This window comes from Actinokineospora spheciospongiae (genome assembly GCF_000564855.1).
Taxonomy (GTDB): domain Bacteria; phylum Actinomycetota; class Actinomycetes; order Mycobacteriales; family Pseudonocardiaceae; genus Actinokineospora; species Actinokineospora spheciospongiae.
Window position 1 is genome coordinate 25,368 of sequence record NZ_AYXG01000147.1, and the last position, 21,615, is coordinate 46,982.

The 21,615-nt window shown below is 72.1% G+C and carries 21 protein-coding genes; 10 read left to right on the forward strand and 11 right to left on the reverse strand.

The features are described from left to right. Window positions 1-9: 9 nt before the first annotated feature. A complete protein-coding gene (locus UO65_RS19495; RefSeq protein ID WP_146241183.1) occupies window positions 10-312 on the forward strand; it encodes a hypothetical protein in 303 nt (100 codons plus the stop codon). 16 nt (window positions 313-328) lie between these two features. On the opposite strand, the gene UO65_RS19500 is transcribed toward UO65_RS19495, so the two are convergent. The 4 genes from UO65_RS19500 to sdhC are packed head-to-tail and all read right to left on the reverse strand — an operon-like array spanning window position 329 to window position 3,758. Beyond that, entirely contained in the window at window positions 329-1,111 is a 783-nt protein-coding gene (locus tag UO65_RS19500) for a succinate dehydrogenase iron-sulfur subunit (protein WP_035284674.1), read from the reverse strand. After that, window positions 1,111-2,862: a succinate dehydrogenase flavoprotein subunit gene (gene sdhA / locus UO65_RS19505; RefSeq protein WP_035284675.1), complete on the reverse strand. Its 1,752-nt coding sequence runs from the start codon at window positions 2,860-2,862 to the stop codon at window positions 1,111-1,113. Before sdhA ends, UO65_RS19500 begins: the two co-directional genes overlap by 1 nt. A 51-nt stretch (window positions 2,863-2,913) precedes the next feature. After that, on the reverse strand, window positions 2,914-3,324 hold the full coding sequence (locus tag UO65_RS19510; protein ID WP_035284676.1) for a succinate dehydrogenase hydrophobic membrane anchor subunit: 411 nt from the start codon (window positions 3,322-3,324) through the stop codon (window positions 2,914-2,916). 2 nt (window positions 3,325-3,326) lie between these two features. Then, the gene (sdhC, locus tag UO65_RS19515; protein WP_063935971.1) at window positions 3,327-3,758 is read right to left on the reverse strand and encodes a succinate dehydrogenase, cytochrome b556 subunit; all 432 of its coding nucleotides are present in this window, start codon (window positions 3,756-3,758) and stop codon (window positions 3,327-3,329) included. Window positions 3,759-4,282: 524 nt separating this feature from the next. Here sdhC and UO65_RS19520 point away from each other — a divergent pair. The 5 genes from UO65_RS19520 (at window position 4,283) to UO65_RS19540 (ending at window position 9,737) form a co-directional block, all read left to right on the forward strand. After that, on the forward strand, window positions 4,283-5,332 hold the full coding sequence (locus tag UO65_RS19520) for a BMP family lipoprotein (protein WP_035284679.1): 1,050 nt from the start codon (window positions 4,283-4,285) through the stop codon (window positions 5,330-5,332). A gap of 103 nt (window positions 5,333-5,435) precedes the next feature. Then, window positions 5,436-6,980 (forward strand): ABC transporter ATP-binding protein, encoded by a 1,545-nt coding sequence (locus tag UO65_RS19525; protein ID WP_035284680.1) that lies wholly within the window; start codon window positions 5,436-5,438, stop codon window positions 6,978-6,980. Continuing rightward, entirely contained in the window at window positions 6,980-8,098 is a 1,119-nt protein-coding gene (locus UO65_RS19530; protein WP_035284682.1) for an ABC transporter permease, read from the forward strand. The genes UO65_RS19525 and UO65_RS19530 overlap by 1 nt, the downstream gene beginning before the upstream one ends. Further along, window positions 8,095-9,351, forward strand: a complete 1,257-nt coding sequence (locus UO65_RS19535) for an ABC transporter permease (RefSeq protein ID WP_035284683.1) — start codon at window positions 8,095-8,097, stop codon at window positions 9,349-9,351. The genes UO65_RS19530 and UO65_RS19535 overlap by 4 nt, the downstream gene beginning before the upstream one ends. Further along, a complete protein-coding gene (locus UO65_RS19540; RefSeq protein WP_035284685.1) occupies window positions 9,348-9,737 on the forward strand; it encodes a cytidine deaminase in 390 nt (129 codons plus the stop codon). The genes UO65_RS19535 and UO65_RS19540 overlap by 4 nt, the downstream gene beginning before the upstream one ends. Here UO65_RS19540 and UO65_RS19545 read toward each other — a convergent pair. Next, window positions 9,734-10,234: a hypothetical protein gene (locus tag UO65_RS19545; protein ID WP_035284686.1), complete on the reverse strand. Its 501-nt coding sequence runs from the start codon at window positions 10,232-10,234 to the stop codon at window positions 9,734-9,736. The two genes, UO65_RS19540 and UO65_RS19545, sit on opposite strands and share 4 nt — an antisense overlap. Before the next feature lie 80 nt (window positions 10,235-10,314). Here UO65_RS19545 and UO65_RS19550 point away from each other — a divergent pair, with 80 nt between their 5' ends. From UO65_RS19550 to UO65_RS19560, 3 genes are all read left to right on the forward strand, one after another. Then, on the forward strand, window positions 10,315-11,595 hold the full coding sequence (locus tag UO65_RS19550) for a thymidine phosphorylase (RefSeq protein ID WP_035284688.1): 1,281 nt from the start codon (window positions 10,315-10,317) through the stop codon (window positions 11,593-11,595). A 9-nt stretch (window positions 11,596-11,604) separates the two neighbouring features. Then, window positions 11,605-13,809: an ATP-binding protein gene (locus tag UO65_RS38840; RefSeq protein ID WP_035284689.1), complete on the forward strand. Its 2,205-nt coding sequence runs from the start codon at window positions 11,605-11,607 to the stop codon at window positions 13,807-13,809. Between the two features lie 73 nt (window positions 13,810-13,882). Then, on the forward strand, window positions 13,883-14,776 hold the full coding sequence (locus tag UO65_RS19560; RefSeq protein ID WP_035284691.1) for an alpha/beta hydrolase family protein: 894 nt from the start codon (window positions 13,883-13,885) through the stop codon (window positions 14,774-14,776). Window positions 14,777-14,879: 103 nt separating this feature from the next. On the opposite strand, the gene UO65_RS19565 is transcribed toward UO65_RS19560, so the two are convergent. After that, a complete protein-coding gene (locus UO65_RS19565) occupies window positions 14,880-16,157 on the reverse strand; it encodes an apolipoprotein A1/A4/E domain-containing protein (RefSeq protein WP_052021384.1) in 1,278 nt (425 codons plus the stop codon). Window positions 16,158-16,418: 261 nt separating this feature from the next. Here UO65_RS19565 and UO65_RS19570 point away from each other — a divergent pair, with 261 nt between their 5' ends. Next, window positions 16,419-17,522, forward strand: a complete 1,104-nt coding sequence (locus UO65_RS19570; protein WP_035284695.1) for an adenosine deaminase — start codon at window positions 16,419-16,421, stop codon at window positions 17,520-17,522. A 57-nt stretch (window positions 17,523-17,579) separates the two neighbouring features. Here the strand turns inward: UO65_RS19570 and UO65_RS19575 are convergent, their stop codons facing one another. The 5 genes from UO65_RS19575 to UO65_RS19595 all read right to left on the reverse strand — a co-directional run bounded on the left by UO65_RS19575 (window position 17,580) and on the right by UO65_RS19595 (window position 21,505). Next, a complete protein-coding gene (locus tag UO65_RS19575; protein ID WP_035284696.1) occupies window positions 17,580-18,848 on the reverse strand; it encodes a hypothetical protein in 1,269 nt (422 codons plus the stop codon). Window positions 18,849-19,060: 212 nt separating this feature from the next. Beyond that, window positions 19,061-19,600: a YbaB/EbfC family nucleoid-associated protein gene (locus UO65_RS19580; protein WP_052021378.1), complete on the reverse strand. Its 540-nt coding sequence runs from the start codon at window positions 19,598-19,600 to the stop codon at window positions 19,061-19,063. Then, window positions 19,597-19,992 carry a YbaB/EbfC family DNA-binding protein gene (locus tag UO65_RS19585; RefSeq protein ID WP_324608976.1) on the reverse strand — a complete coding sequence of 132 codons (396 nt, stop codon included), beginning with the start codon at window positions 19,990-19,992 and terminating at the stop codon, window positions 19,597-19,599. Before UO65_RS19585 ends, UO65_RS19580 begins: the two co-directional genes overlap by 4 nt. A gap of 41 nt (window positions 19,993-20,033) precedes the next feature. Next, window positions 20,034-21,155: a C40 family peptidase gene (locus UO65_RS35975; protein WP_233427751.1), complete on the reverse strand. Its 1,122-nt coding sequence runs from the start codon at window positions 21,153-21,155 to the stop codon at window positions 20,034-20,036. After that, window positions 21,152-21,505 (reverse strand): hypothetical protein, encoded by a 354-nt coding sequence (locus tag UO65_RS19595; protein ID WP_035284700.1) that lies wholly within the window; start codon window positions 21,503-21,505, stop codon window positions 21,152-21,154. Before UO65_RS19595 ends, UO65_RS35975 begins: the two co-directional genes overlap by 4 nt. Between the last annotated feature and the right edge of the window lie 110 nt (window positions 21,506-21,615).

Consider the following 21,615-nt stretch of genomic DNA (forward strand, 5'->3'; position numbering starts at 1 on the left):
GACCGGTGGGTGGACGTCGCGTTCGAGGAAGTCGTCGTGGACGCGAATGACCTGTCCGATCCCCAGGTTACCGGGATGATCGAGCGGATGGGGGCCTGGGCGACCACCCGATTGGTTGATCATCGGGGGGACATGGAAATTTTCGAGGTGACGGTGTCGATGCTGAATGCGAATGGTGAGCCAGAGTATTCGCTTGCCGAGGAATACCGGCTGGTGAGCATGGGTCGGGCCGTGCACACCGGGGTGCTCACCGACACCCGGGAAAGGGTCGAGGCCGCGCTCGCCTGGCGGGCGGAGCGCGGCCTCGGGTGAACCGGGGTGGAGCGGGTCAGCGGCGGAAGAGCAGGGCCCGCTTGACCTCTTGGATCGCCTTGGTGACCTGGATGCCACGCGGGCAGGCGTCCGTGCAGTTGAACGTGGTGCGGCAACGCCAGACGCCCTCGGCGTCGTTCAGGATGTCCAGTCGCTCTTCGGCGCCCTCGTCGCGGGAGTCGAAGATGAAGCGGTGGGCGTTGACGATGGCCGCGGGGCCGAAGTAGCTGCCCTCGTTCCAGAAGACCGGGCACGAGGTGGTGCAGCAGGCGCACAGGATGCACTTGGTGGTGTCGTCGAAGCGCTCGCGGTCGTGGGCCGACTGGATGCGCTCGCGGGTGGGCTCGTTCCCGTAGGTGATCAGGAACGGCTTGACCGCCTTGAACGCCTCCATGAACGGTTCCATGTCGACCAGGAGGTCCTTGTGGACCGGGAGGCCCTTGATCGGGGCGACGGTGATCGTGGTCGGCTTGCCGCCGCCGGACATCAGGTCCTTGACCAGGACCTTGCAGCCGAGGCGGTTCACGCCGTTGATCTGCATCGCGTCCGAGCCGCAGATGCCGTGCGCGCACGAGCGGCGGAACGTCAGCGTGCCGTCGACGTACCACTTGACGTAGTGCAGCAGGTTCAGCACGCGGTCGGTGGGCAGCGCCGGGACGTTGAACGACTCCCAGCGCGGCTCGGAGTCGACCTCGGCGTTGAAGCGCAGGATCTTGAGGGTGACGGTCACGGCGCCGTCGGGCACCGGGGGCAGGTCGCCGCGGGAGCCCGCCTTCTCCTCGGAAACTGTGGCAGTCATCAGTACTTGCGCTCCATCGGCTTGTACCGGGTGAAGGTCACGGGCTTGTAGTCGAGCCGGATGTCGCCCTTGAGCCCGTCGCCCTGCTTGTAGAACATGCTGTGGCGCATGTAGTTCGTGTCGTCGCGGTTGGGGTAGTCCTCGCGGGCGTGGCCGCCGCGGGACTCCTTGCGCTCCAGGGCGCCGACGACCAGGCACTCGGCCAACTCCAGCAGGAAGCCCAGCTCCACGGCCTCCAGCAGGTCGGTGTTGAACCGCTTGCCCTTGTCCTGCACGGTGATGTGCGCGTACCGGTCCTTGAGGGCCTGCACGTCGTGCAGTGCCGTCTTGAGGGTTTCCTCGGTCCGGTACACCGACGCGTTGGCGTCCATCGTGGCCTGCAGCTCGGTGCGGATGTCGGCCACCCGCTCCTTGCCGTGCTCCGACAGCAGCAGCGCGAGCTGCTCCTCGACCACCGTGGTGGGGTTCTCCGGCAGCTCCACGTGCTCGCGGCCCACCGCGTACTCGGCGGCGGCGATGCCCGCCCGGCGGCCGAACACGTTGATGTCCAGCAGCGAGTTGGTGCCCAGCCGGTTCGCGCCGTGCACCGACACGCACGCGCACTCGCCCGCCGCGTACAGGCCGGGGACGACGTTGTCGTTGTCGCGCAGCGCTTCGCCGTGGATGTTGGTCGGGATGCCGCCCATGGCGTAGTGCGCCGTCGGGTACACCGGGACCGGCTCGGTCACGGGGTCGACCGCCAGGTAGGTGCGGGCGAACTCGGTGATGTCGGGCAGCTTGGTCTCCAGGACCTCCGCGCCGAGGTGGGTGCAGTCGAGCAGCACGTAGTCCTTGTTCGGACCTGCGCCGCGGCCCTCCAGCACCTCCAGGGCCATCGACCGGGCGACGATGTCGCGCGGGGCGAGGTCCTTGATGGTGGGGGCGTAGCGCTCCATGAACCGCTCGCCGGAGGCGTTGCGCAGGATCGCGCCCTCGCCGCGGGCGCCCTCGGTGAGCAGGATGCCCAGGCCCGCCAGGCCGGTCGGGTGGAACTGGTAGAACTCCATGTCCTCCAGCGGCAGGCCCTTGCGGAAGATGATGCCCATGCCGTCGCCGGTCAGGGTGTGCGCGTTCGAGGTGGTCTTGAAGACCTTGCCGAAGCCGCCGGTGGCGAACACGACGGCCTTGGCCTGGAACACGTGGATCTCGCCGGTGGCCAGCTCGTAGGCGACCGCGCCGGTGCAGACCGGGCCGTTCTCCGTCTCGGTCATGCAGATGTCGAGGACGTAGAACTCGTTGAAGAACTCGATGCCCTGCTTGACGCAGTTCTGGTACAGCGTCTGCAGGATCATGTGGCCGGTGCGGTCCGCGGCGTAGCAGGCCCGGCGCACGGCGGCCTCGCCGTGGTTGCGGGTGTGCCCGCCGAAGCGGCGCTGGTCGATGCGGCCCTCGGGCGTCCGGTTGAACGGCAGGCCCATCTTCTCCAGGTCGAGGACGGCGTCGATGGCCTCCTTCGCCATGATCTCGGCGGCGTCCTGGTCGACCAGGTAGTCACCGCCCTTGATCGTGTCGAAGGTGTGCCACTCCCAGTTGTCCTCCTCGACGTTGGCCAGCGCGGCGCACATGCCGCCCTGGGCCGCGCCGGTGTGCGACCGGGTCGGGTAGAGCTTGGTGAGCACCGCCGTGCGGGCCCGCGAGCCCGACTCGATGGCCGCGCGCATACCGGCGCCGCCGGCTCCGACGATCACCACGTCGTATTTGTGGAACTGCATGTCGTAACCGCTTCTTCCCGGCAGGAACCAGACAGTGGGTGGTGGTGGCGATCAGTCGGCGGGGATGGTGGCGTCGAAGGTGAAGATGACGTAGGTGCCCAGGGCCAGGATCAGCACCATGGAGACGTACAGCATGACCTTGAGCCAGAACCGGGTGGTGTCCTTGCGCGCGTAGTCGTTGATGACCGTGCGCAGGCCGTTGCCGCCGTGGATCTCGGCCAGCCAGAGCATCGACAGGTCCCAGAGCTGCCAGAACGGGCTCGACCAGCGGCCGGCGACGAAGGCGAAGTTGATCCGGTGCACGCCGCCGTCGAGGATGTTCATGATGAACAGGTGCCCGAGCACCAGCACGATCAGCGCGATGCCCGAGATGCGCATGAACAGCCAACTGGCCAGTTCGAAGTTGCTGCGCCGGGCCGCGGGGCGGCGCGGGGAGCGGGGCTTGTCCAGTGCGAGCGTCATGGTCAGCTTCCCCCGAACATCTCGGACACCGTGCGCACCATCATGAAGTAGGCGCCGGGGACCATCACCAGGACCCAGACGACCAGGAGCGTCCAGAGCATCGGCTTCTGGTACTTCGGGCCCTTGGCCCAGAAGTCCACGAGCATGACCCGGATGCCGTTGAGGGCGTGGTAGAGCACCGCGCCCACCAGACCGACCTCCAGCAGGTTCACGATCGGGCTCTTGTAGGTCTCGATGACCTGGTCGTACGCGTTCGGCGACACCCGCACCAGGGCGGTGTCGAGCACGTGCGCGAACAGGAAGAAGAAGGTCAGGACCCCGGTGATGCGGTGGGCAACCCATGACCACATGCCCGGGTCTCCCCGGTAGAGCGTCCCGTTGCTGCGGGACCCGCGCGCCACTACCTGCTCGGTAGCCATGGCCGAGTCGGTCATCGGTGGAGGGCCTCCAACGTCGCTGGTGGACTACGGGCCCGAGCGGAAGACAACACGTAAACGGGCCTTGACCCACAGGATGCTAGACCCGTCCGGCGGAACCCACCCAACCCGCCGCCGGGGTCTGTGACGGACAAGACACGCAGGCCCAGGGCGTGTGCGGCCCCTCGGTGTGACGACGGTCATGGTGACCCGGCGGGTCCGAAACCCCTTCGTGACCGAACCGCTTTACTCGCACGAGTAATCACTTCGGGTGAATCGCTGTACCTACTCGCGAGTAGGGGGAAACCCCTTGCGGTCCACTGACGACTGATAGGGGTTCCCGCAGGTCCACCCCGTACTTCCACTCGATCGAGTGAGCGGATGGGTACATTCGGCCACAGCCCGCTCCGATGAATCAACGATTGGGTTACGCCCTCGCGTTCGCATAGGCCCTGCCGGTACCGGGGAGTACGTTCCTGCGGAACCATCGCGCTCGGCCACCGCCGGGCGCGTGTATTCGGAAGGAGAAAGCCTTGCGTCGAATGCGAGGACTTCGGCTCGCCGCGGGCGCACTCGCGCTGGGGCTCGGCCTGACCGCGTGCGGGGGCTCCGACTCGGGGACCGGCTCCGGTGGCAGCACCCAGGCGAGCACACCCGCGTCCGAGCTCAAGATCGGCCTGGCCTACGACATCGGCGGCCGGGGCGACCAGTCCTTCAACGACTCCGCGGCGCGCGGCCTCGACAAGGCCAAGTCCGAGTTCGGCGTCGACATCAAGGAGCTCGAGGCCGCCGCGGGCGAGACCGACGCGCAGAAGGAAGACCGGCTGCGCCAGCTCGCCGAGGGCGGCTACACCACCGTCATCGCCGTGGGCTACGCCTACGCCACCGCCCTCGCCAAGGTCGCGCCCGACTACGCCGAGGTGAAGTTCGCGCTGATCGACAGCACGGACGCCAAGGGCGCCAACATCGAGAACCTGGTGTTCGCCGAGCAGGAGGGCTCCTTCCTGGTCGGCGTGGCCGCCGCGCTCAAGAGCACGACGGGCAAGCTCGGCTTCGTCGGCGGTGTGAACACCCCGCTGATCCAGAAGTTCGAGGTCGGCTTCACCGCGGGCGCCAAGGCCGCCAAGCCGGACGCCACGGTCGAGGTCAAGTACCTGACCCAGCCGCCGGACTTCACCGGCTTCAACGACCCGGCCAAGGGCGAGACCGCGGCGAACGGCATGTTCGACGCGGGCGTGGACGTCGTCTACGCCGCCGCGGGCGGTTCCGGCAACGGCGTCTTCAAGGCGGCCAAGGCCAAGGGCAAGCTGGGCATCGGCGTCGACTCCGACCAGTACAACCTCCCGGCGCTGGCCGAGGTCAAGGACGTGATCATGACCTCCATGATCAAGAAGGTCGACACCGCGGTCTACGACTTCATCGTCTCGGTGAAGGACGGCAAGTTCACCGCAGGTGAGAAGGTCTACGACCTCAAGGCCGGTGGCGTCGACTACTCCACCTCCGGCGGCAAGGTCGACGACATCAAGGCCCAGATCGACGACTACAAGGCCAAGATCTCGTCCGGCGAGATCAAGGTCTCCTCCACCAAGTAGCGGGCGACCTCGACACCGGTTCGTGCGGACGGACCCGGGCATCGCGCCCGGGTCCGTCCCCGCGTTTTCGGCTCCCCACCGTCCACCGACAAAGGATTCCCCCGTGCCCACCGAACCAGCAGCGGGCGGCGAACCCGCCCCGGCGGTCGAGCTGTCCGGGATCACCAAGCGCTTCCCGGGCGTGACAGCGAACTCCGACGTCAACATCACCGTCAGGGCGGGCACCGTGCACGCCCTGGTCGGTGAGAACGGCGCGGGCAAGTCCACCCTGATGAAGATCCTGTACGGGATGCAGCAGCCGGACGAGGGGCAGATCCGCATCGGCGGGGTCCCCACCGCGTTCGGCTCGCCCGCCGACGCGATCAAGGCGGGCATCGGCATGGTGCACCAGCACTTCATGCTGGCCGACAACCTGACCGTCCTGGAGAACGTGGTCCTGGGCAGCGAGCCCAGGGCCGGGGTCCGGCTGGACTTCAGGGCCGCGCGCGAGCGGATCAGGGAGATCTCCGCCGCCTACAGCCTCAACGTGGACCCCGACCGGGTCGTCGACGACCTCGGCGTCGGCGAGCGGCAGCGGGTGGAGATCCTCAAGGTCCTCTACCGCGGCGCGCGCACGCTGATCCTGGACGAGCCGACCGCCGTCCTGGTGCCGCAGGAGGTCGACGAGCTGTTCGGCAACCTGCGCGAGCTCAAGGCCGAGGGCCTGACCATCGTGTTCATCTCGCACAAGCTCGACGAGGTGCTCTCGGTCGCCGACGACATCACCGTCATGCGCCGGGGCACCACCGTCGCCAGCGTCTCCCCGCGCGAGGTGACCTCCCGGCAGCTCGCCGAGCTGATGGTCGGCAGCGCGCTGCCCGTCCCCGAGCTGCGCGACTCCACCGTCACCGACCGCCCGGTGCTGACCGTGACCGGCCTGACCGTCACCGGCGCCGACGGCCGCACCGTGCTCGACGGCCTGTCCTTCACCATCCACGCGGGCGAGGTCCTGGGCATCGCGGGCGTCGAGGGCAACGGGCAGGCCGAGCTGGTCGAGGCGCTGATGGGCATTCGCACCCCCACCGCGGGCACCGTGCGCCTCGGCGGGGAGAACATCACCAGGGCCTCCACCAGGCACCGGCGCGAGGCGGGCATCGGCTACGTGCCGGAGGACCGCCACCGCCAGGGCGTGCTGCTGGAGGCCACGCTGTGGGAGAACCGGGTGCTGGGCCACCAGACCCGCAGGCCCAGCTCCCGCGGCGCGCTGCTCGACCTCAAGGGCGCCAAGGCCGACACCGAGCGGATCGTGCGCGACTACGACGTGCGCACCCCCGGCATCGGCGTGCACGCCTCCGCGCTGTCCGGCGGCAACCAGCAGAAGCTGATCGTCGGCCGGGAGATGAGCGCCGACCCGGTGCTGCTGATCGCCTCGCACCCCACCCGGGGGGTCGACGTCGGCGCGCAGGCGGCCATCTGGGAGCACATCCGCCGCGCCCGCGCCGAGCACCTGGCGGTGCTGCTGATCTCCGCCGACCTCGACGAGCTGATCGGCATGTCCGACACCCTCGCGGTGATCCTGCGCGGCAGGCTCGTCGCCGACTACGACCCGTCCACCGTGACCCCGGAGCAGCTCGGCTCCGCGATGACCGGCGCCGGGAGGGAAGACTGATGGGCAGGTTCTCACCCCGTTCGCTGCTGCTGGGGCTCGCCGCCCCGCTCGGCGCGCTCGCGTTCGCCGTGCTGGTCTGCGCGGTGATCCTCGGCGTCACCGGGCACTCGCCGCTGGACACCGTGGACGCCATGGTGTCGGCCGCGCAGCGCCCGCGCACCTTCGTCAACTCGCTCAACAGCGCCACCACCTACTACCTGGCGGCGGTGGCGGTGGCGATCGGCTTCAAGATGAAGCTGTTCAACATCGGCGTCGACGGGCAGTACCGGCTCGCCGCGATGCTCTCGGCCGCGCTGGCGGGCGCCACCTTCATGGAGGGGCTGCCGTCGTTCCTGCGGGTCGCCCTGACCGTCGTGGCGGCCATGCTGGTCGGCGCGGGCTGGGCGGGGGTGGCCGCGCTGCTCAAGGTCACCCGCGGCGTCAGCGAGGTCATCTCCACGATCATGCTCAACGCCATCGCCACCTACCTGGTGTCCTACCTGCTCAACCCGGCCCGGCTCGCCGAGGACCGGCCGGGCTCCAACAACGTCGGCACCCGGCCGATCGACGGGGGCGGGCAGGTCGCGGGCCTGGAGATCCCCGGTTCCTCGTCGCAACTGTTCGGGCTGGTGTTCCTGGCGGCGCTGGTCGGGTTCGGCTACTGGTTCGTGCTCGCCCGGACCCGCTTCGGCTTCGAGCTCAAGGCCACCGGCCTGTCGGAGTCGGCGGCGGTGGCCAGCGGGGTCAGCGTGAAGAAGATGGTCCTGGTGTCAATGCTGCTCTCCGGGGCGGTCGCGGGCCTGGTCGGGATGCCGCAGCTTCTCGGGTCGTCGTACTCCTACTCGCTGGACTTCCCACCGGGCATCGGCTTCATCGGCATCGCGGTCGCCCTGCTCGGCCGCAACCACCCCGTCGGCATGGCGCTCGCCGCGCTGCTGTGGGGCTTCCTGGACAACTCGTCCAACTCCCTCGACGTCGCCGGGGTGCCGCGCGAGATCGTCGGCATCATGCAGGGCGTCATCGTGCTGTCGGTCGTCGTCGCCTACGAACTGGTGCGCCGCTACCGGGTCCGCGCCGAGCAGCGCGACGTCGGCACGGCCCTGGGCCGGACCAAGACCGCCGAGGAGGCGTCCGCATGACCGCCGGATCGAGCACGGGCGCGCGGCACGCGTCGCCCGTCAGGCGCGCCAGGAAGATCGCGCCGTGGGTGTACTTCCTGATCGCCGTGGCCGCCGTGCTGGTGCTCTCGGCGGTGCGCGTGCTCGCGGGCGCCACCGACCTGACCTCCAGCGGCACCGTGCAGGCCGCGCTCACCGCGGCGGTCCCGCTGGCCATGGCCGCGCTGGCGGGCATGTGGGCCGAGCGCGGCGGCGTGGTCAACATCGGCCTCGAGGGCATGATGGTGCTGGGCACCTTCGGCGCCGGGTACGCCGGGTACCAGTGGGGCCCGTGGGCCGCGGTGGCGTTCGGCCTGCTCCTCGGCGTCGTCGGCGGCCTGCTGCACGCGGTCGCCACGGTCAGCTTCGGCGTCGACCACATCATCTCCGGTGTGGCGATCAACCTGCTGGCCCCGGGTGCCGCGCTGTTCCTGTCCAAGCTGTACTTCGCCGACGCCCCCGGCGGCGGCCAGAAGCAGTCCCCGCGCATCGCCGACGCGCCCAAGGTCACCGTCCCCGGCCTGTCGGACGTGCTGGGCACCGTCGAGGGCAAGCACTGGTTCTTCGTCTCCGACGTCGCGGGCGTGCTGCGCGGCCTGGTGACGGAGGTGTCGCTGCTGACGGTCCTGGCGGCGCTGCTCATCGTCTGGTCCGGCTGGGTCCTCTGGCGCACCCCGTTCGGCCTGCGCCTGCGCTCCTGCGGCGAGGCGCCCACCGCGGCGGAGTCGCTGGGCGTCAACGTGTACCGGTACAAGTACCTCGCGGTCATCGCCTCCGGCGGCTTCGCCGGGCTCGGCGGCGCCTTCCTGGCGGTCAGCTCGGGGCAGTTCCGCGACGGGCAGACCGGTGGCCGCGGCTTCATCGGCCTCGCCGCGATGATCTTCGGCAACTGGCGGCCGGGCGGCCTGGCCACCGGCGCGACGCTGTTCGGCTACACCGACGCGCTGGCGCTGCGCGGGTCCGCGGCGGTGCACGCGTTGCTGCTGCTGCTGGGCATCGCGCTGGTCGTGGTGGCGGTCGTGCAGTACCGCTCCGGGCACCACGTGCTCTCGGCGGTGGCCGCGGCGCTGGGCGTGCTGTTCGGCTACTGGTACTTCGCCAGCGACGAGGTCCCGGCCGAACTCGTCGGCGCGGCGCCGTACGTGGTTACCCTGTTGGTCCTCGGACTGGCGTCGCAGCGGCTCCGGCCGCCGCGGATGGCCGGTGAGCCGTACCGGAAGGGCCAAGGCAAGTGACTGTCGACTGGGAAGCGCTCCGCGCCGCCGCCGTCTCCGCCGCCGCACTGGCGTACTGCCCGTACTCGGGCCTGCGGGTCGGGGCCGCGGCGATCGTGTCCGACGGGCGGCTGATCACCGGCTGCAACGTGGAGAACGCGGCGTACGGGGTGGGCCTGTGCGCCGAGTGCGCTCTGGCCGGTCAGCTCGCGCTGACCGGCGGCGGCCGGTTCGTGGCCGTCGCCTGCCGCAGCGGCGCCGGTGAGCTGCTGATGCCGTGCGGTCGGTGTCGGCAGATCATCCACGAGCTGGGCGGCGCCGAGTGCCTGGTGGACACCCCGCGCGGGCCGCTGCCCATGTCGGAGGTCCTGCCGGACGCCTTCGGACCGGCGCAGTTGCCCGCCTAGGTGCGGGTGCGGTCCCGGAAGACGGTGTAGTTGGTCTCCAGGTCCCGCGCGGCGTCGGTCAGGGTCGTGATGAGCCGGTGCTTGGGGAGGGCGGTCGCCAGGATGCGACCGCCCTCCCTGTGCGCGCAGAGCAGGCGCGGGCCGGGGACCAGGTAGGCCAGGAGGTGGTCGGTGGGGCTGCCCCAGTCGAGGAAGCGGGCGGTGGCCGAGGCCCGGCAGTGGTCGAGGCCGGTGAGGGCGGGTGAACCGCTCAGGAGGGTCCGGAACACCGATTCCGGGGTGCCGGTGAGGCGGGTGTCCGGGGTCTCGGGGGTGGCCCTGGCGCGCAGGGTGTCCGCGTGCAGCGACCGGAGCAACTGGGGGACGTAGGCCTGGGTGCTCTGGTCGGTCACCAGGGTCCCGCAGACGAACACGCGGACGGCGCGCAGGCCGGTGTCGCCCTCGTCCGGTGGCGACAGCTCCAGCGCCAGGGTGGTGGGGTCGCCGATGAGCCGCATCGTTGCAGGGTCGCGCACGGCGGGGGAACGGGGATGCGCGCTTTTGAGCGCTACCGTGACCCCGACGGAAGGGGACGCCGATGGAGCCGTTCAGTGCGGTGGAGGTCATCCGGGCCAAGCGGGACGGGCTGCGGCTCACCGACGCCCAGGTGGACTGGGTGGTGGACGCCTACACCCGAGGGGTGGTGGCCGAGGAGCAGATGTCCGCGCTGGCCATGGCCGTCTACCTCAACGGCATGGACACCGACGAGACCGCCAGGTGGACCGCCGCGATGGTCGACTCCGGCGAGGTGCTGGACCTGCGCACCGACCGGCCGACCGTCGACAAGCACTCCACCGGCGGGGTGGGGGACAAGATCACGCTGCCGCTGGCGCCGCTGGTCGCGGCCTGCGGGGCGGCGGTGCCGCAGCTTTCCGGGCGCGGCCTCGGGCACACCGGCGGGACCCTGGACAAGCTGGAGGCCGTCCCCGGCTGGCGCGCCCGGCTCAGCACCGCCGAGATCCTGGCGCAGCTCGCCGACGTCGGCGCGGTGGTGTGCGCGGCGACCGAGGACCTGGCGCCCGCCGACCGCAAGCTCTACGCGCTGCGCGACGTCACCGGCACCGTCGAGTCGATCCCGCTGATCGCCGGTTCCATCATGAGCAAGAAGATCGCCGAGGGCGCGGACGCGCTGGTGCTCGACGTGAAGTTCGGGTCCGGGGCGTTCATGAAGACCGTGGACGACGCGCGGGCGCTGGCCAGGGCACTGGTGGGGATCGGGGTGTCGCGGGGGTTGCGGACCTCCGCGCTGCTGACCGACATGTCCGTGCCGCTGGGGCGCGCGGTGGGCAACGCCGTCGAGGTCGCCGAGTCGGTGGAGGTGCTGCGCGGCGGCGGACCCGCGGACGTCGTCGAGCTGACGGTGGCGCTGGCCCGGGAGATGCTGGCACTGGCCGGTCTGTCCGAAGTGGACCCGGCGGCGGTGTTGGCGTCCGGGCGGGCCTACGAGGTGTGGGCGCGGATGATCCGGGCCCAGGGCGGCGACCCGGACGCGCCGCTGCCGACGCCCGGGCACGTCCACGTGGTGCCCGCGCCCGCCACCGGTGTGCTCACCGGGCTCGACGCCTACGCCGTGGGTGTCGCCGCGTGGCGGCTCGGGGCCGGGCGGGCGCGCAAGGAGGACCCGGTGCAGGCCGCCGCCGGAATCCTGTGCCTGGCCAAGCCCGGCGACCCGGTCGTCGAGGGGGAACCCCTGCTGGAGCTGCACACCGACACCCCGCAGGCGGTCCCGGGCGCGCTCGCCGCCCTGGCGGGCGCGGTGTCCGTGGCGGACTCCGCACCCGCCCGCGGCCCGCTGGTCCTGGAGGTCGTGCGGGGTTAGCGTGGTCGGGTGCCGCCCGTCGAGCTGACCAGCTTCCTCGGCCGCGCCGCGGAGACCGCCGCCGTCCGGCGGCTGCTCGACGAGGCCCGCCTGGTGACGCTGACCGGGCCGGGCGGGGTCGGCAAGACCCGGCTCGCGCTCGCGGTGGCCAGGTCGGACGACCCCGTCTTCGTCGCGCTCGCCGACGTGCGCGACCCCGACCTGCTGCCCGCCGCGGTCGCGGGCGCGTTCGGGCTGCACGACCGGCCGGGGCAGGACGCGACCCGCACCGTGCTGCACCACCTGGCGGGCAGCGACGTGCTGCTGCTGTTGGACAACTGCGAACACCTCGTCGACGCCGCGGCCCGGTTCGCCCACGCCGTGCTGGCCACCTGCCCCGGCGTGGTCGTGCTCGCCACCGGCAGGCAGTCGCTCGGCGTGCCGGGGGAGCGGGTGTTCCCGGTGCCGCCGCTGCCGGTGCCCGCCGAACCCGGCACCGCCGACCCGCAGGCCCACGACCCGCTCTCCTGCGACCCGCTCTCCTACGACGGCGTGCGGCTGTTCGTCGACCGCGCCGACCGGGGCTTCGCGCTCACCGCCGACAACGCCGCCGACGTCGCCCGGCTGTGCGCCCGGCTCGACGGGCTGCCGCTGGCGATCGAGCTGGCCGCCGCCCGGGTCCGCTCGCTGGCGCCCCGGCAGATCCTCGACCGGCTCGACCACCGGCTGCTCACCTCCACCACCCGCGGCGTGCCCGACCGCCAGCACACCCTGCGCGCCACCATCGAGTGGAGCCACGACCTGTGCACCGGCGCCGAGCGGGCGCTGTGGGCGCGGGTGTCGGTGTTCGCGGGCTCGTTCGACCTGCCCGCCGCCGCCGCGGTCTGCGCCGACCTGGGCACCGAGGCGACCGTGCTGGGGCTGCTCGACGGCCTGCTGGACAAGTCGGTGCTGCTGCGCGAGGACACCGGGGGCGACGTCCGCTACCGGATGCTGGAAACCCTCCGCGAGTTCGGCCGGGAGGAACTGGAGGCCGCCGGGGAGCTGTCGGCGGTCTCGCGCAGGCACCGCGACGTCTACGACCGGCTGACCGCCGCGGCCGAAGCGGACTGGGCGGGCCCCCGGCAGGCGCGGTGGGTGGCCGCGCTGCGCGCCGAGCACGCCAACCTGCGAGCCGCCCTGGAGTGGTCGCTGACCGAACCGGGGGAGGCCCCGGTGGCGCTGCGGATGGCCGCCAGGGTCGAGGAGTACTGGACCCTGCGCGGTTCGGTGTCCGAGCTGCGCCGCTGGCTCGACCGCGCCCTCACCGCCGTTCCCGGGTCGGGACCGGAGCGGGCGCACGCCGCGGGCGTGGCCGCGCTGGCGGCCCTGTGGCACCACGACACCGCCACCACCGCGGCCCGGCTGGCCGAGGCGGGCGACACCGACTTCGCCGCGTTCGTCCGGTCGCTGGCTGCCATGCTCGGCGGCGACTTCGCCGAGGCCGGGCGCCGGGCGGCGGCCGTGGTCGAGCGGGTCGGCGACGACGTCCGCCGCGCCATGCACCCGATGTTCATCCTGGGCGTGTGCTCCGCGGTCGGGGGCGACCTCGACGGCGGCAGGCGCGTGCTGCACCGGGCGGTCGCCTTGGCCGACGACGCCTTCCACCTGAGCATGGCCCACTACGGCACGGCCGTCGTCGAAGTGCTCCACGGCGACGTCGCCGCCGCCGAGCGCGCCTGCCGCGCCGGGCTGCGCGCCGACGCAGGCATCCACAACCTGTTCGGCAGCGCGCACCACGTGGAGGCGCTGGCCTGGGTCGCGGTCCGCTCCGGCGCCCCGGAGCGCGCGGCGGAACTGTTCGGCGCGGCGGCCACCCTGTGGGAGCTGGTCGGCGTCTCCCCGCGCCGGGCCGCGTCGCTGGCGGGCCCGCACACCGCGCACGTCGCCGAGGCGACCGCGGCCCTCGGCGAGCAGCGGTTCGCCACCGCCCACGCCCACGGGCACGCGCTGCCGGTCGACGAGGTCCGACCGTTCGCACTGGGGGAGAGCGCGCCGCCGCGGCTCGCGGGCACCCTCACCCGGCGCGAGGCGCAGGTGGCCGAACTGGTCGCCGAGGGGCTGACCAACCGGGAGATCGCGGCCGAGCTGGTGATCTCCACCCGCACGGCCGACACGCACGTGCAACGCATCCTGGCCAAGCTCGGACTGCGCAACCGCACCCAGGTGACCACGTGGGCGCGTACGCATACGTAGCCGCTTCCCTCGATACGGGTTTTCTTTCCCCAGGGGTGTCAATCCGCTAACTCGGTCGTAACGTCCCACAGTCATGAGGATCAGCAAGAAGATCGCCGTGGCGATTCCGGCGGCCCTGGCCATCGCCGGTGCGGGCGTCGTCGTCGCCATTCCGGACGCCGGTGCCGCGCAGACCTCCCAGGTCGTCACCGCCAACCCCCACCAGCGCGGACCCGACCCGACACCGGAAACAGTGCGGGCGCCGCAGGGCACATTCGCCTTTTCCACGTATTCGGTTCCCGCCAGTGTCACCGGATTCGGCCAGGGCACCATCTACTACCCGGACGACACCACGCAGGGCACCTTCGCCGGGGTGGCGATCTCCCCCGGCTACACCGGCCCCGAGGCGTCGGTGGCCTGGCTGGGACCGCGACTGGCCTCCCGGGGTTTCGTGGTCATCACCATCACCACCAATTCGCGCTACGACCAGCCGACCAGTCGCGGGAAGCAGCTCTTGGCGGCCTTGGACTACCTGACCAAGCAGTCACCCACCGAGGTCAGGCAGCGCCTGGACGCCACCCGCCTCGGCGTCATGGGGCACTCGATGGGCGGCGGCGGGGCCCTCTACGCGGCCTACAAGCGGCCGTCGCTCAAGGCCGCCGTTCCGCTCGCGCCGTGGAACCTCATCAAGAACTGGTCGGGCATCAGGGTGCCCACGCTGGTCGTGGCGGGCACCGCCGACAAGACCGCGTCGGCGGGCGCGCACTCGCTGCCGTTCTACAGCAGCATGACCGGTGCCCGTGAACGCGCCTTCGCCGACGTCACCGGGGCCGACCACCTCACGTTCGTCCGGGAGGACCCGGTGATCGGCGCGCTGGCGGTGTCCTGGCTCAAGCGGTTCCTGGACGACGACACCCGGTACGCGCCGTTCATCACCGAGCCCGTCGGCCTGAGCCGGTTCCTCTGCTCTTGCCCGTACGCCGGATAGGTCCGGAGCCCGGGTGGGCTGTTGTCGTCCTCGTGGACCCGCCGGAACGCGGAAGGCCCCACCTCGGTGCGAGGTGGGGCCTTCCGCGGTCGACCGGTGGGCGTCAGGCGCCCGCGGCGATGTCGGATTCCTCGTTGTTCTCGTCGCGCACCTTGTCCGCCGACTTCGGGCCCTTGCCGTTGGTGCGGCGGCGGTTGCCCTGGCGGGGGAGGGTGGTGGGCGGCGGCGGGGTGGGCTGGCCGCCGCCGAGCATCAGCTCCGCGAAGGTGGCCATGGCCTCGTCCAGGTGGCCGCCGATGCGGCGGACCGACTCGTCGTTGCTGCGCCGCACCAGGGACTCCACCGAGTCGGAGTCGGGGCGGTGCGACAGGGTGCCCTCGACCTTGGTCAGGCCGCGCTCGATCGAGCCGCCGAGGTCGCCCAGCTTCGCGGTGAAGCCGTCCTCCACCGTGTCCAGGCGGGTGGCCATCTCGTCCAGCCGGGCGGTGACGGTCTCCAGCCGCTGCGCCAGGGACTCCAAGCGCTCGCTCGCGTCGACGGTCTCCCTGGTCTCGCGCAGCGCCTCGCGCAGGGCGCCGGTGGCCTCGTCGAGCTTGCCGTGCAGCGCGTCGCGGGACTCGCCGACAGAGGTGTCGAGGGCGTCGCGGGTGGCGTCGAGGCCGGTGGCGACCGCGTCCAGCTTGCCGTGCAGCGAGTCCGAGGTCTCGGTGAAGCGGCCGTGCAGGGCGTTGGTGGAGTCGGTGACCTTGCCGTGCACCGCGTCGACCCGGCCGGTGGTGAGGTCGACCTTGCCCACGACCGCGTCCGCCGCCTCGGTGACCGTGCGGGCCAGGGCGTCCTTGGTGCCGTCGAGGTGCTCGTGCACGCCCTCGTCGACCTCGTCGATGCGGCCGCGCAGGGCGGTCTCCAGGATCTCGATCCGCTCGCGGACCGGGCCGTGCACCGAACCGGGGACCTGGTCGATCTTGCCGTCCTGCTTGTCCAGGTGGTGGTCCAGCTCGTCGATGCGGCGGTGGATGCTGGCGAGCTTGTCCTCCAGGCCGTCCATCCGGCCCGCCACGCCCTCGAAGCGGCCCGCGACCCCGTCGAGCCGACCGTCGAGCTGCGCGAACGGCGTCGCCAGCTTGTCCACGATGCTCTCCACGGCCCGCCCGATCGCCGCGATCGCCGTGTCCTGCGCCTCCAGCTTCGACATCGCCTCGTCCAGCCGCTCCGCCAGCACGCTGACCTCGGTGCGGTCGGGCATCTCGGACAGGCGCTTGCGCACCGACCCGATCGACTCCAGGGGCGACAGCCTGGCGTGGATCTCGTCCAGGGCGTCGAAGATCTGCTGCTGTTCGCTCTCACGGATCTCGGCCGCGCGCGTGAGCATGTTGCGCATCCGGTCGAACGACACCGTGGGGTTGTTTTCGTTCACGGAGGTGACCTTCGTCCTGGGGAGGGAATGTTGTGGAGACCCTGGGGAGCCTAGCCAGTCCCAGAAGGCGTCCATACACCACCCGTCGCTGGTTCGTCGGTCCAGACACGCGTGGTTGGACCGTTCGGCGTACAGTCTGCCGGCGGATGCGGCGACCCCGGCGTACCTTACGTGACGGATCGGCTACTCCAACGGGTGGCCCGCCCCGCCGAGTACCGTACGGCCATGTCGACCTCCCTCGTGGCACCGGTGACCCCGGAAGCCCTCCTCCGCGCACCCAAGGTCCTCCTGCACGACCACCTCGACGGCGGTCTGCGCCCGGCCACGGTCATCGACCTGGCCGAAGCCTCCGGCTACCGCGACCTCCCCACCACCGACGCCGACGCGCTCGGCGCGTGGTTCCGGGAGTCCGCCGACTCCGGCTCCCTCGTCCGCTACCTGGAGACGTTCGCCCACACCTGCGGCGTGCTCCAGGACGAGGCCGCGCTCGTGCGCGTGGCCGCCGAGTGCGCCGAGGACCTCGCCGCCGACGGCGTGGTCTACGCCGAGGTCCGCTACGCGCCGGAGCTGTGCACCGAGAAGGGGCTCGGGCTCGACGCCATCGTGGAGGCGGTGCAGGCCGGGTTCCGCGAGGGGGAGGCCCGCGCCGCGGCGGCCGGTCGGACGATCCGGATCGGGACGCTGCTGTGCGCCATGCGGCAGAACGCCCGGTCGCTGGAGATCGCCGAGCTGGCCGTGCGCTACCGCGACAGCGGGGTCGTCGGGTTCGACATCGCGGGCCCGGAGGCCGGGTTCCCGCCCACCCGCAACCTCGACGCGTTCGAGTACCTGCGGCAGCAGAACGCGCACTTCACCATCCACGCCGGGGAGGCGTTCGGGCTGCCCTCGATCTGGGAGGCGCTGCAGCACTGCGGGGCCGAGCGGCTCGGGCACGGGGTGCGGATCGTCGACGACATCAAGGTGGCCGAGGACGGCACGGTGCAGCTCGGGCGGCTGGCGAGCTACGTGCGCGACCGGCGCATCCCGCTGGAGATGTGCCCGTCGTCGAACGTGCAGACCGGGGCCGCCCCCTCGATCGGGGAACACCCGATCGGGCTGCTGGCGCGGCTGCGGTTCCGGGTGACGGTCAACACCGACAACCGGCTGATGAGCGGCTGCTCGATGACCTCGGAGATGCGGGCGCTGGTGGACGAGTTCGACTTCGGCTGGGCTGACCTGCAGCGCTTCACGGTCAACGCGATGAAGTCGGCGTTCATCGGCTTCGACGAGCGGCTGGCGATCATCGAGGACGTGGTCAAGCCCGGCTACGCCGCACTGATGGCGCCGTAGGCCCCGGAGACGGCAGTGGCCCCGGTCCGTCGACCGGGGCCACTCGTCCGCTGGTGGCTAGTGGACTGTCAGGCGGTCCTCGAAGGTCTCGACCAGCTTGTTCCAGGCGGCGGACTCGGCGTCGAAGGGCGCGCTCGGCGCCATCCGGGTCGGGTCCGGGGCGAGGATGAAGCTGACCAGCCAGCCCAGGCTCTCGGACTGGCCGAGCGCCTCGCCCACCGAGTCGTCGCCCGCCCAGTCGGCGGCGTCGGTGAGCAGTTCCACGGCGAGGTCGAGCTGCACCGGGTCCACCGCGTCGACGCCCTCGCCCAGGTCCTCGCCGAGACCGGCGAGCACGTAGGTGTTCTCGCTGTCGACCTCGAGGTCCAGGCTGCCGTCGGTGGCCTTGGTGGCCACCTCGTCCCAGGTGGAGACCTCGGTCAGGTCGTTGTCGGTCAGGTCCTCGGTGGCCAGGAACTTGGCCAGCCCGCGCGGCGAGGTGGCCACGTCGATCTTGCCGTCGCTGCCCAGGAAGACCGGCTCGTCGTCGAGGTAGCAGCGCAGCGTGTAGTACTCCGAACCGGCGGCGATGATCTTGATCGGGTCGATGCCGACCTCGGCCCAGAAGCCGACCGGCACGTCCTCCCCGACCTCCTCGGTGTCCGCCTCGGCGACCTCGTCGTCGGTGTCCACCTCGTCGGTGTCGTCGTCGCCCGCGGCCTTGGCGGCGGCCTCGGCGGCGTCCGCGTGGAAGGCGACCAGTTCCTCGGCGCTCTTCTCCAGCGCGGACCCGTCGACCTCCGGCACCGCCACCACCGCGTCGAGGGCGTCGAGGACCTCGTCCCAGCGCTCGGAGATCGTCTCGGCGAGGTCGGTCCACAGCCGCTCGCCGTCGCGCCCGGTGAACGGGAACGTGCCCTGGTCGAGCACGGCGAAGCCGTCGGCGGCGCCGAGGACCTCGTGCACCTCGTCCAGCTCGCACACGTCGGCCAGCGAGCGCACGATCGCCACGATGTCGGCCAGCTCGCCGATCGTCCAGGTGTCGGGCTCCTCCGCCACCAGCTCCGGCACGCCGACCAGGTCGTACTGGTGCGCCTCGTCGGGCATCAGCTCGGCCACCGACAGCGCGGGCACCAGGTGCCAGGCCGGGTGGTCGGACAGGTCGTGCTCCTCGGTGGTCCGCACGAACGCGGCCAGGTGCGCTGCGTCGGGGAAGGCGTAGAGGTCGTCCTCGTGGCCGAGGAACGCCTCCCACTCCTCGCCGTCTTCCCGCCAGCGCGGAGCCCACAGCGTGACCACGTCACCCTGTGGCAACCCCAGCTCGATCGGGACGATGTCCTGGGCCATTGGAGGTCCTCCTGGTCGCAAAGCCATCAGCCGGCGTGCCCGCGCGCGCACGCCGGTCGGCAGCCTACGGGGTCCGGATCTTCCGCAGGCACCCAGCGGTCGGAACACCGCCGGTTCCGGGCCGCGGAACCGGCCGCCCACCTGGGTCGCCGCCCGCCCCCGGCCGCCGCGGCCGCGGGAGAACCCGGGTCCAGCCGCTGGTCAGGGCGGGTTCACCGGTCCGACCGGAGCGTGGACAGGTCGAACGAGAGCGGGTCGTCCGGGTCGAAGCCGTCGTCGACCACCGGCCCGCGGCGGGAGACCTCGCCGTCGGCCCGGCGCAGCCGCTCGTCGCGCCTGCGCTGGAACTCCTCGGCGGTGATGCCCCCGGTGTCGCGCCGGGCGGGCGCGGGGCGGCCGGAGAGCTGCTCGACGGCGTAGGTCAGGTCGTCGCCCAGGATCGGGGCCAGCCGGTTGTAGGCGGCCTGGGTGGCCTGGTCCACCGCCGCCTCGGCGACCAGCACGATCAGCCTGCCGAGCTGGTCGGCGCCCCAGCGCACGGCGTCCTGGCGCAGCCACAGCTCGACCAGCCTGCCCCGGCCGTCGACGGTGACCCGCACGCTCTGGTGGTTGTCGGTCGCGGTGCCGCGCACCTGCTCCAGCACGGTGTCCACGCCCGCCAGCGCCTGCTGCCGGGCCCGGCCGTCCTCGATGAGCTGCCGGGTGCTGCGCTCGACCGGTTCGCGCCCGGCGCCCGACCACTGCCCGGTCACCGGAGCCTCCGCTGCTCGCGCGCACCCAGCGGGCTGTCGTACGCCTCGTCCTCGTCGTCGTCGATCGGCTGGTAGCCCAGCGACGCCAGTTGCTGCTCGCCCCCGGGCCCGAGCACGGGCGACAGCGTCGCGTGCATGGTCGCCCCCGCCCGCCGGGTGGCCAGGCCCGCCAGCGCGGTGATCTGCGCGGCCAGCGCCTCCGCGCCGACCCGCAGCGCCCCCGGCGTGAGCACCACCTCCGCCAGCAGCCCGCCCGGCCGCACGGTGACCTGCACCCCGCCGTCACCGCTGCTCGCCTGCCCGGTGACCGGACCGATCCCCCGCCGCTCGGCGGCCGCCCTGGTCTGCTCGACCCGGTGCGCCACCGAGTCCAGCTCCCGGTTGATGTCCATCTCCACGCCCCCACCTCCAGCGGACAGTGTGCCGCAGCGGTTCAGCCGGTGGGCCGGTAGAAGCCGACGAAGGGCATCCCGCTGTTCGTCGTGCGCAGCGGCCCGACCTGCACCGGGTCGCCCGCCTCGACGATCTGCCCGTTGCCGATGTACATGGCCACGTGCCCCTCCCAGCAGACCAGGTCGCCGGGGAGGAGCTGGTCGGCGGAGGGGACCTCGGCGCCGATGTCCTGCTCGCGGGAGGTGCGCGGGATCTCCAGGCCGCCCTCGCCGTAGGCGTACTGGGTCAGGCCGGAGCAGTCGAGGCCGACCCCGGGCGCGGTGCCGCCCCACACGTAGGGCACGCCGAGCTGGCCCAGGGCGGCGCGGACGGCCTTGGCCGCCGTCTCGTTCGGCGCCATCACGGTGCTGCCGTCGGGCAGGTTCACCGCGACGCCGGTGCCCGGCTGCGGCGGGATGGCCACCGGCAGCCTGCGCTTGGTGACCGCGCCCCCGCCGCCACCCCCGCCTCCTCCGCCGCCGCCCCCACCGTCGCCTCCGCCACTGCTCTGGCGGTCGTTGTAGGCGGAAGGGGGTGGGGCGGTCGCGGTGGCCGACGCGGCCGAGGTGCTGCCGTTGCCGCCCCCGGTGAGCGTGGTGACGACCGCGCCGAGCTTGGTCATCACGTCGTCGAGGTTGGTGGAGGTGTCGCCGGTGAGCTGGGCGGCGTAGCGGGCCAGCTCGGTGAGCTTCTGCTGCGCGCCCGCGGTGTCACCCGCCTGGCGCAGCGCGGCCGCGGTCTGCAGCAGCTCGGCGGCCTTGCGGTTGAAGGCGTCGATCTGGTCCTGGTTGACCCGCTGGCCGACCTTGAGGATCTCGCCCGCCTGCCGGACCGCCTCCTGCACCTCGGCGCTGTAGGTGCTCAGCTCGGCCCCGGTGGCCTGCTGGGCGGCGACGTCGCGCTCGTGGCGGACCGCGCCCTGCCCCGTCCAGCCGTAGCGCAGGCTGCTCGCGTGCCGGGTGGCGTCCTCGTCGACGGTGGACAGCGTGGTGGCCAGCCCGGCGTGCGCCCGGCCGACGCGGTCGATGGCGTCGTCGTCGGTGGCCAGGTGGCGCTGGGCGGTGGCCGCGGGCTGGATCATCGGCTCCAGCAGTTGGTGCACCGGCTGGGTGGGGGCGCTCACGCGAGCTCACCCGCCGCCCGGCGCAGCGCGGACTCGGCGTCCTGCTCGGTGCCCTCGATGTTGGTCCAGGTGTTGCGGACCGCCTGGACCGTGCCGCCCAGCGACTCGGCCAGGCCCGTGACCCCGGCGTGCTGGCGCTGGTTCGCCGCCCGCAGCGCCGCGCTGAGCCCGACCTCGCTGCCGATCTTGGAGAACGCGTGCTCGCCGAACTCCGCCTGCCCGCGCAGGTCTTCCTCGGCCGCGCCGCGCAGCCGCTCGGCGAGCGGCCGCACGGCGGCGGTGTAGGCCGAGAACGCGTCCTCCTCGCCGTGGTAGCCGCCCACGTCGGAGGTGTTCGGTGGTGTGGTCATGGTGCTCCCCCTCCCCATTCGCCGACTGGGACGCCCCCCGGCGCCGATCGGCTCCCGCATCCTGTCGATTTCGTGTGCGCCGGGCACCCGGAACCCGGGTGCCCGGCGGG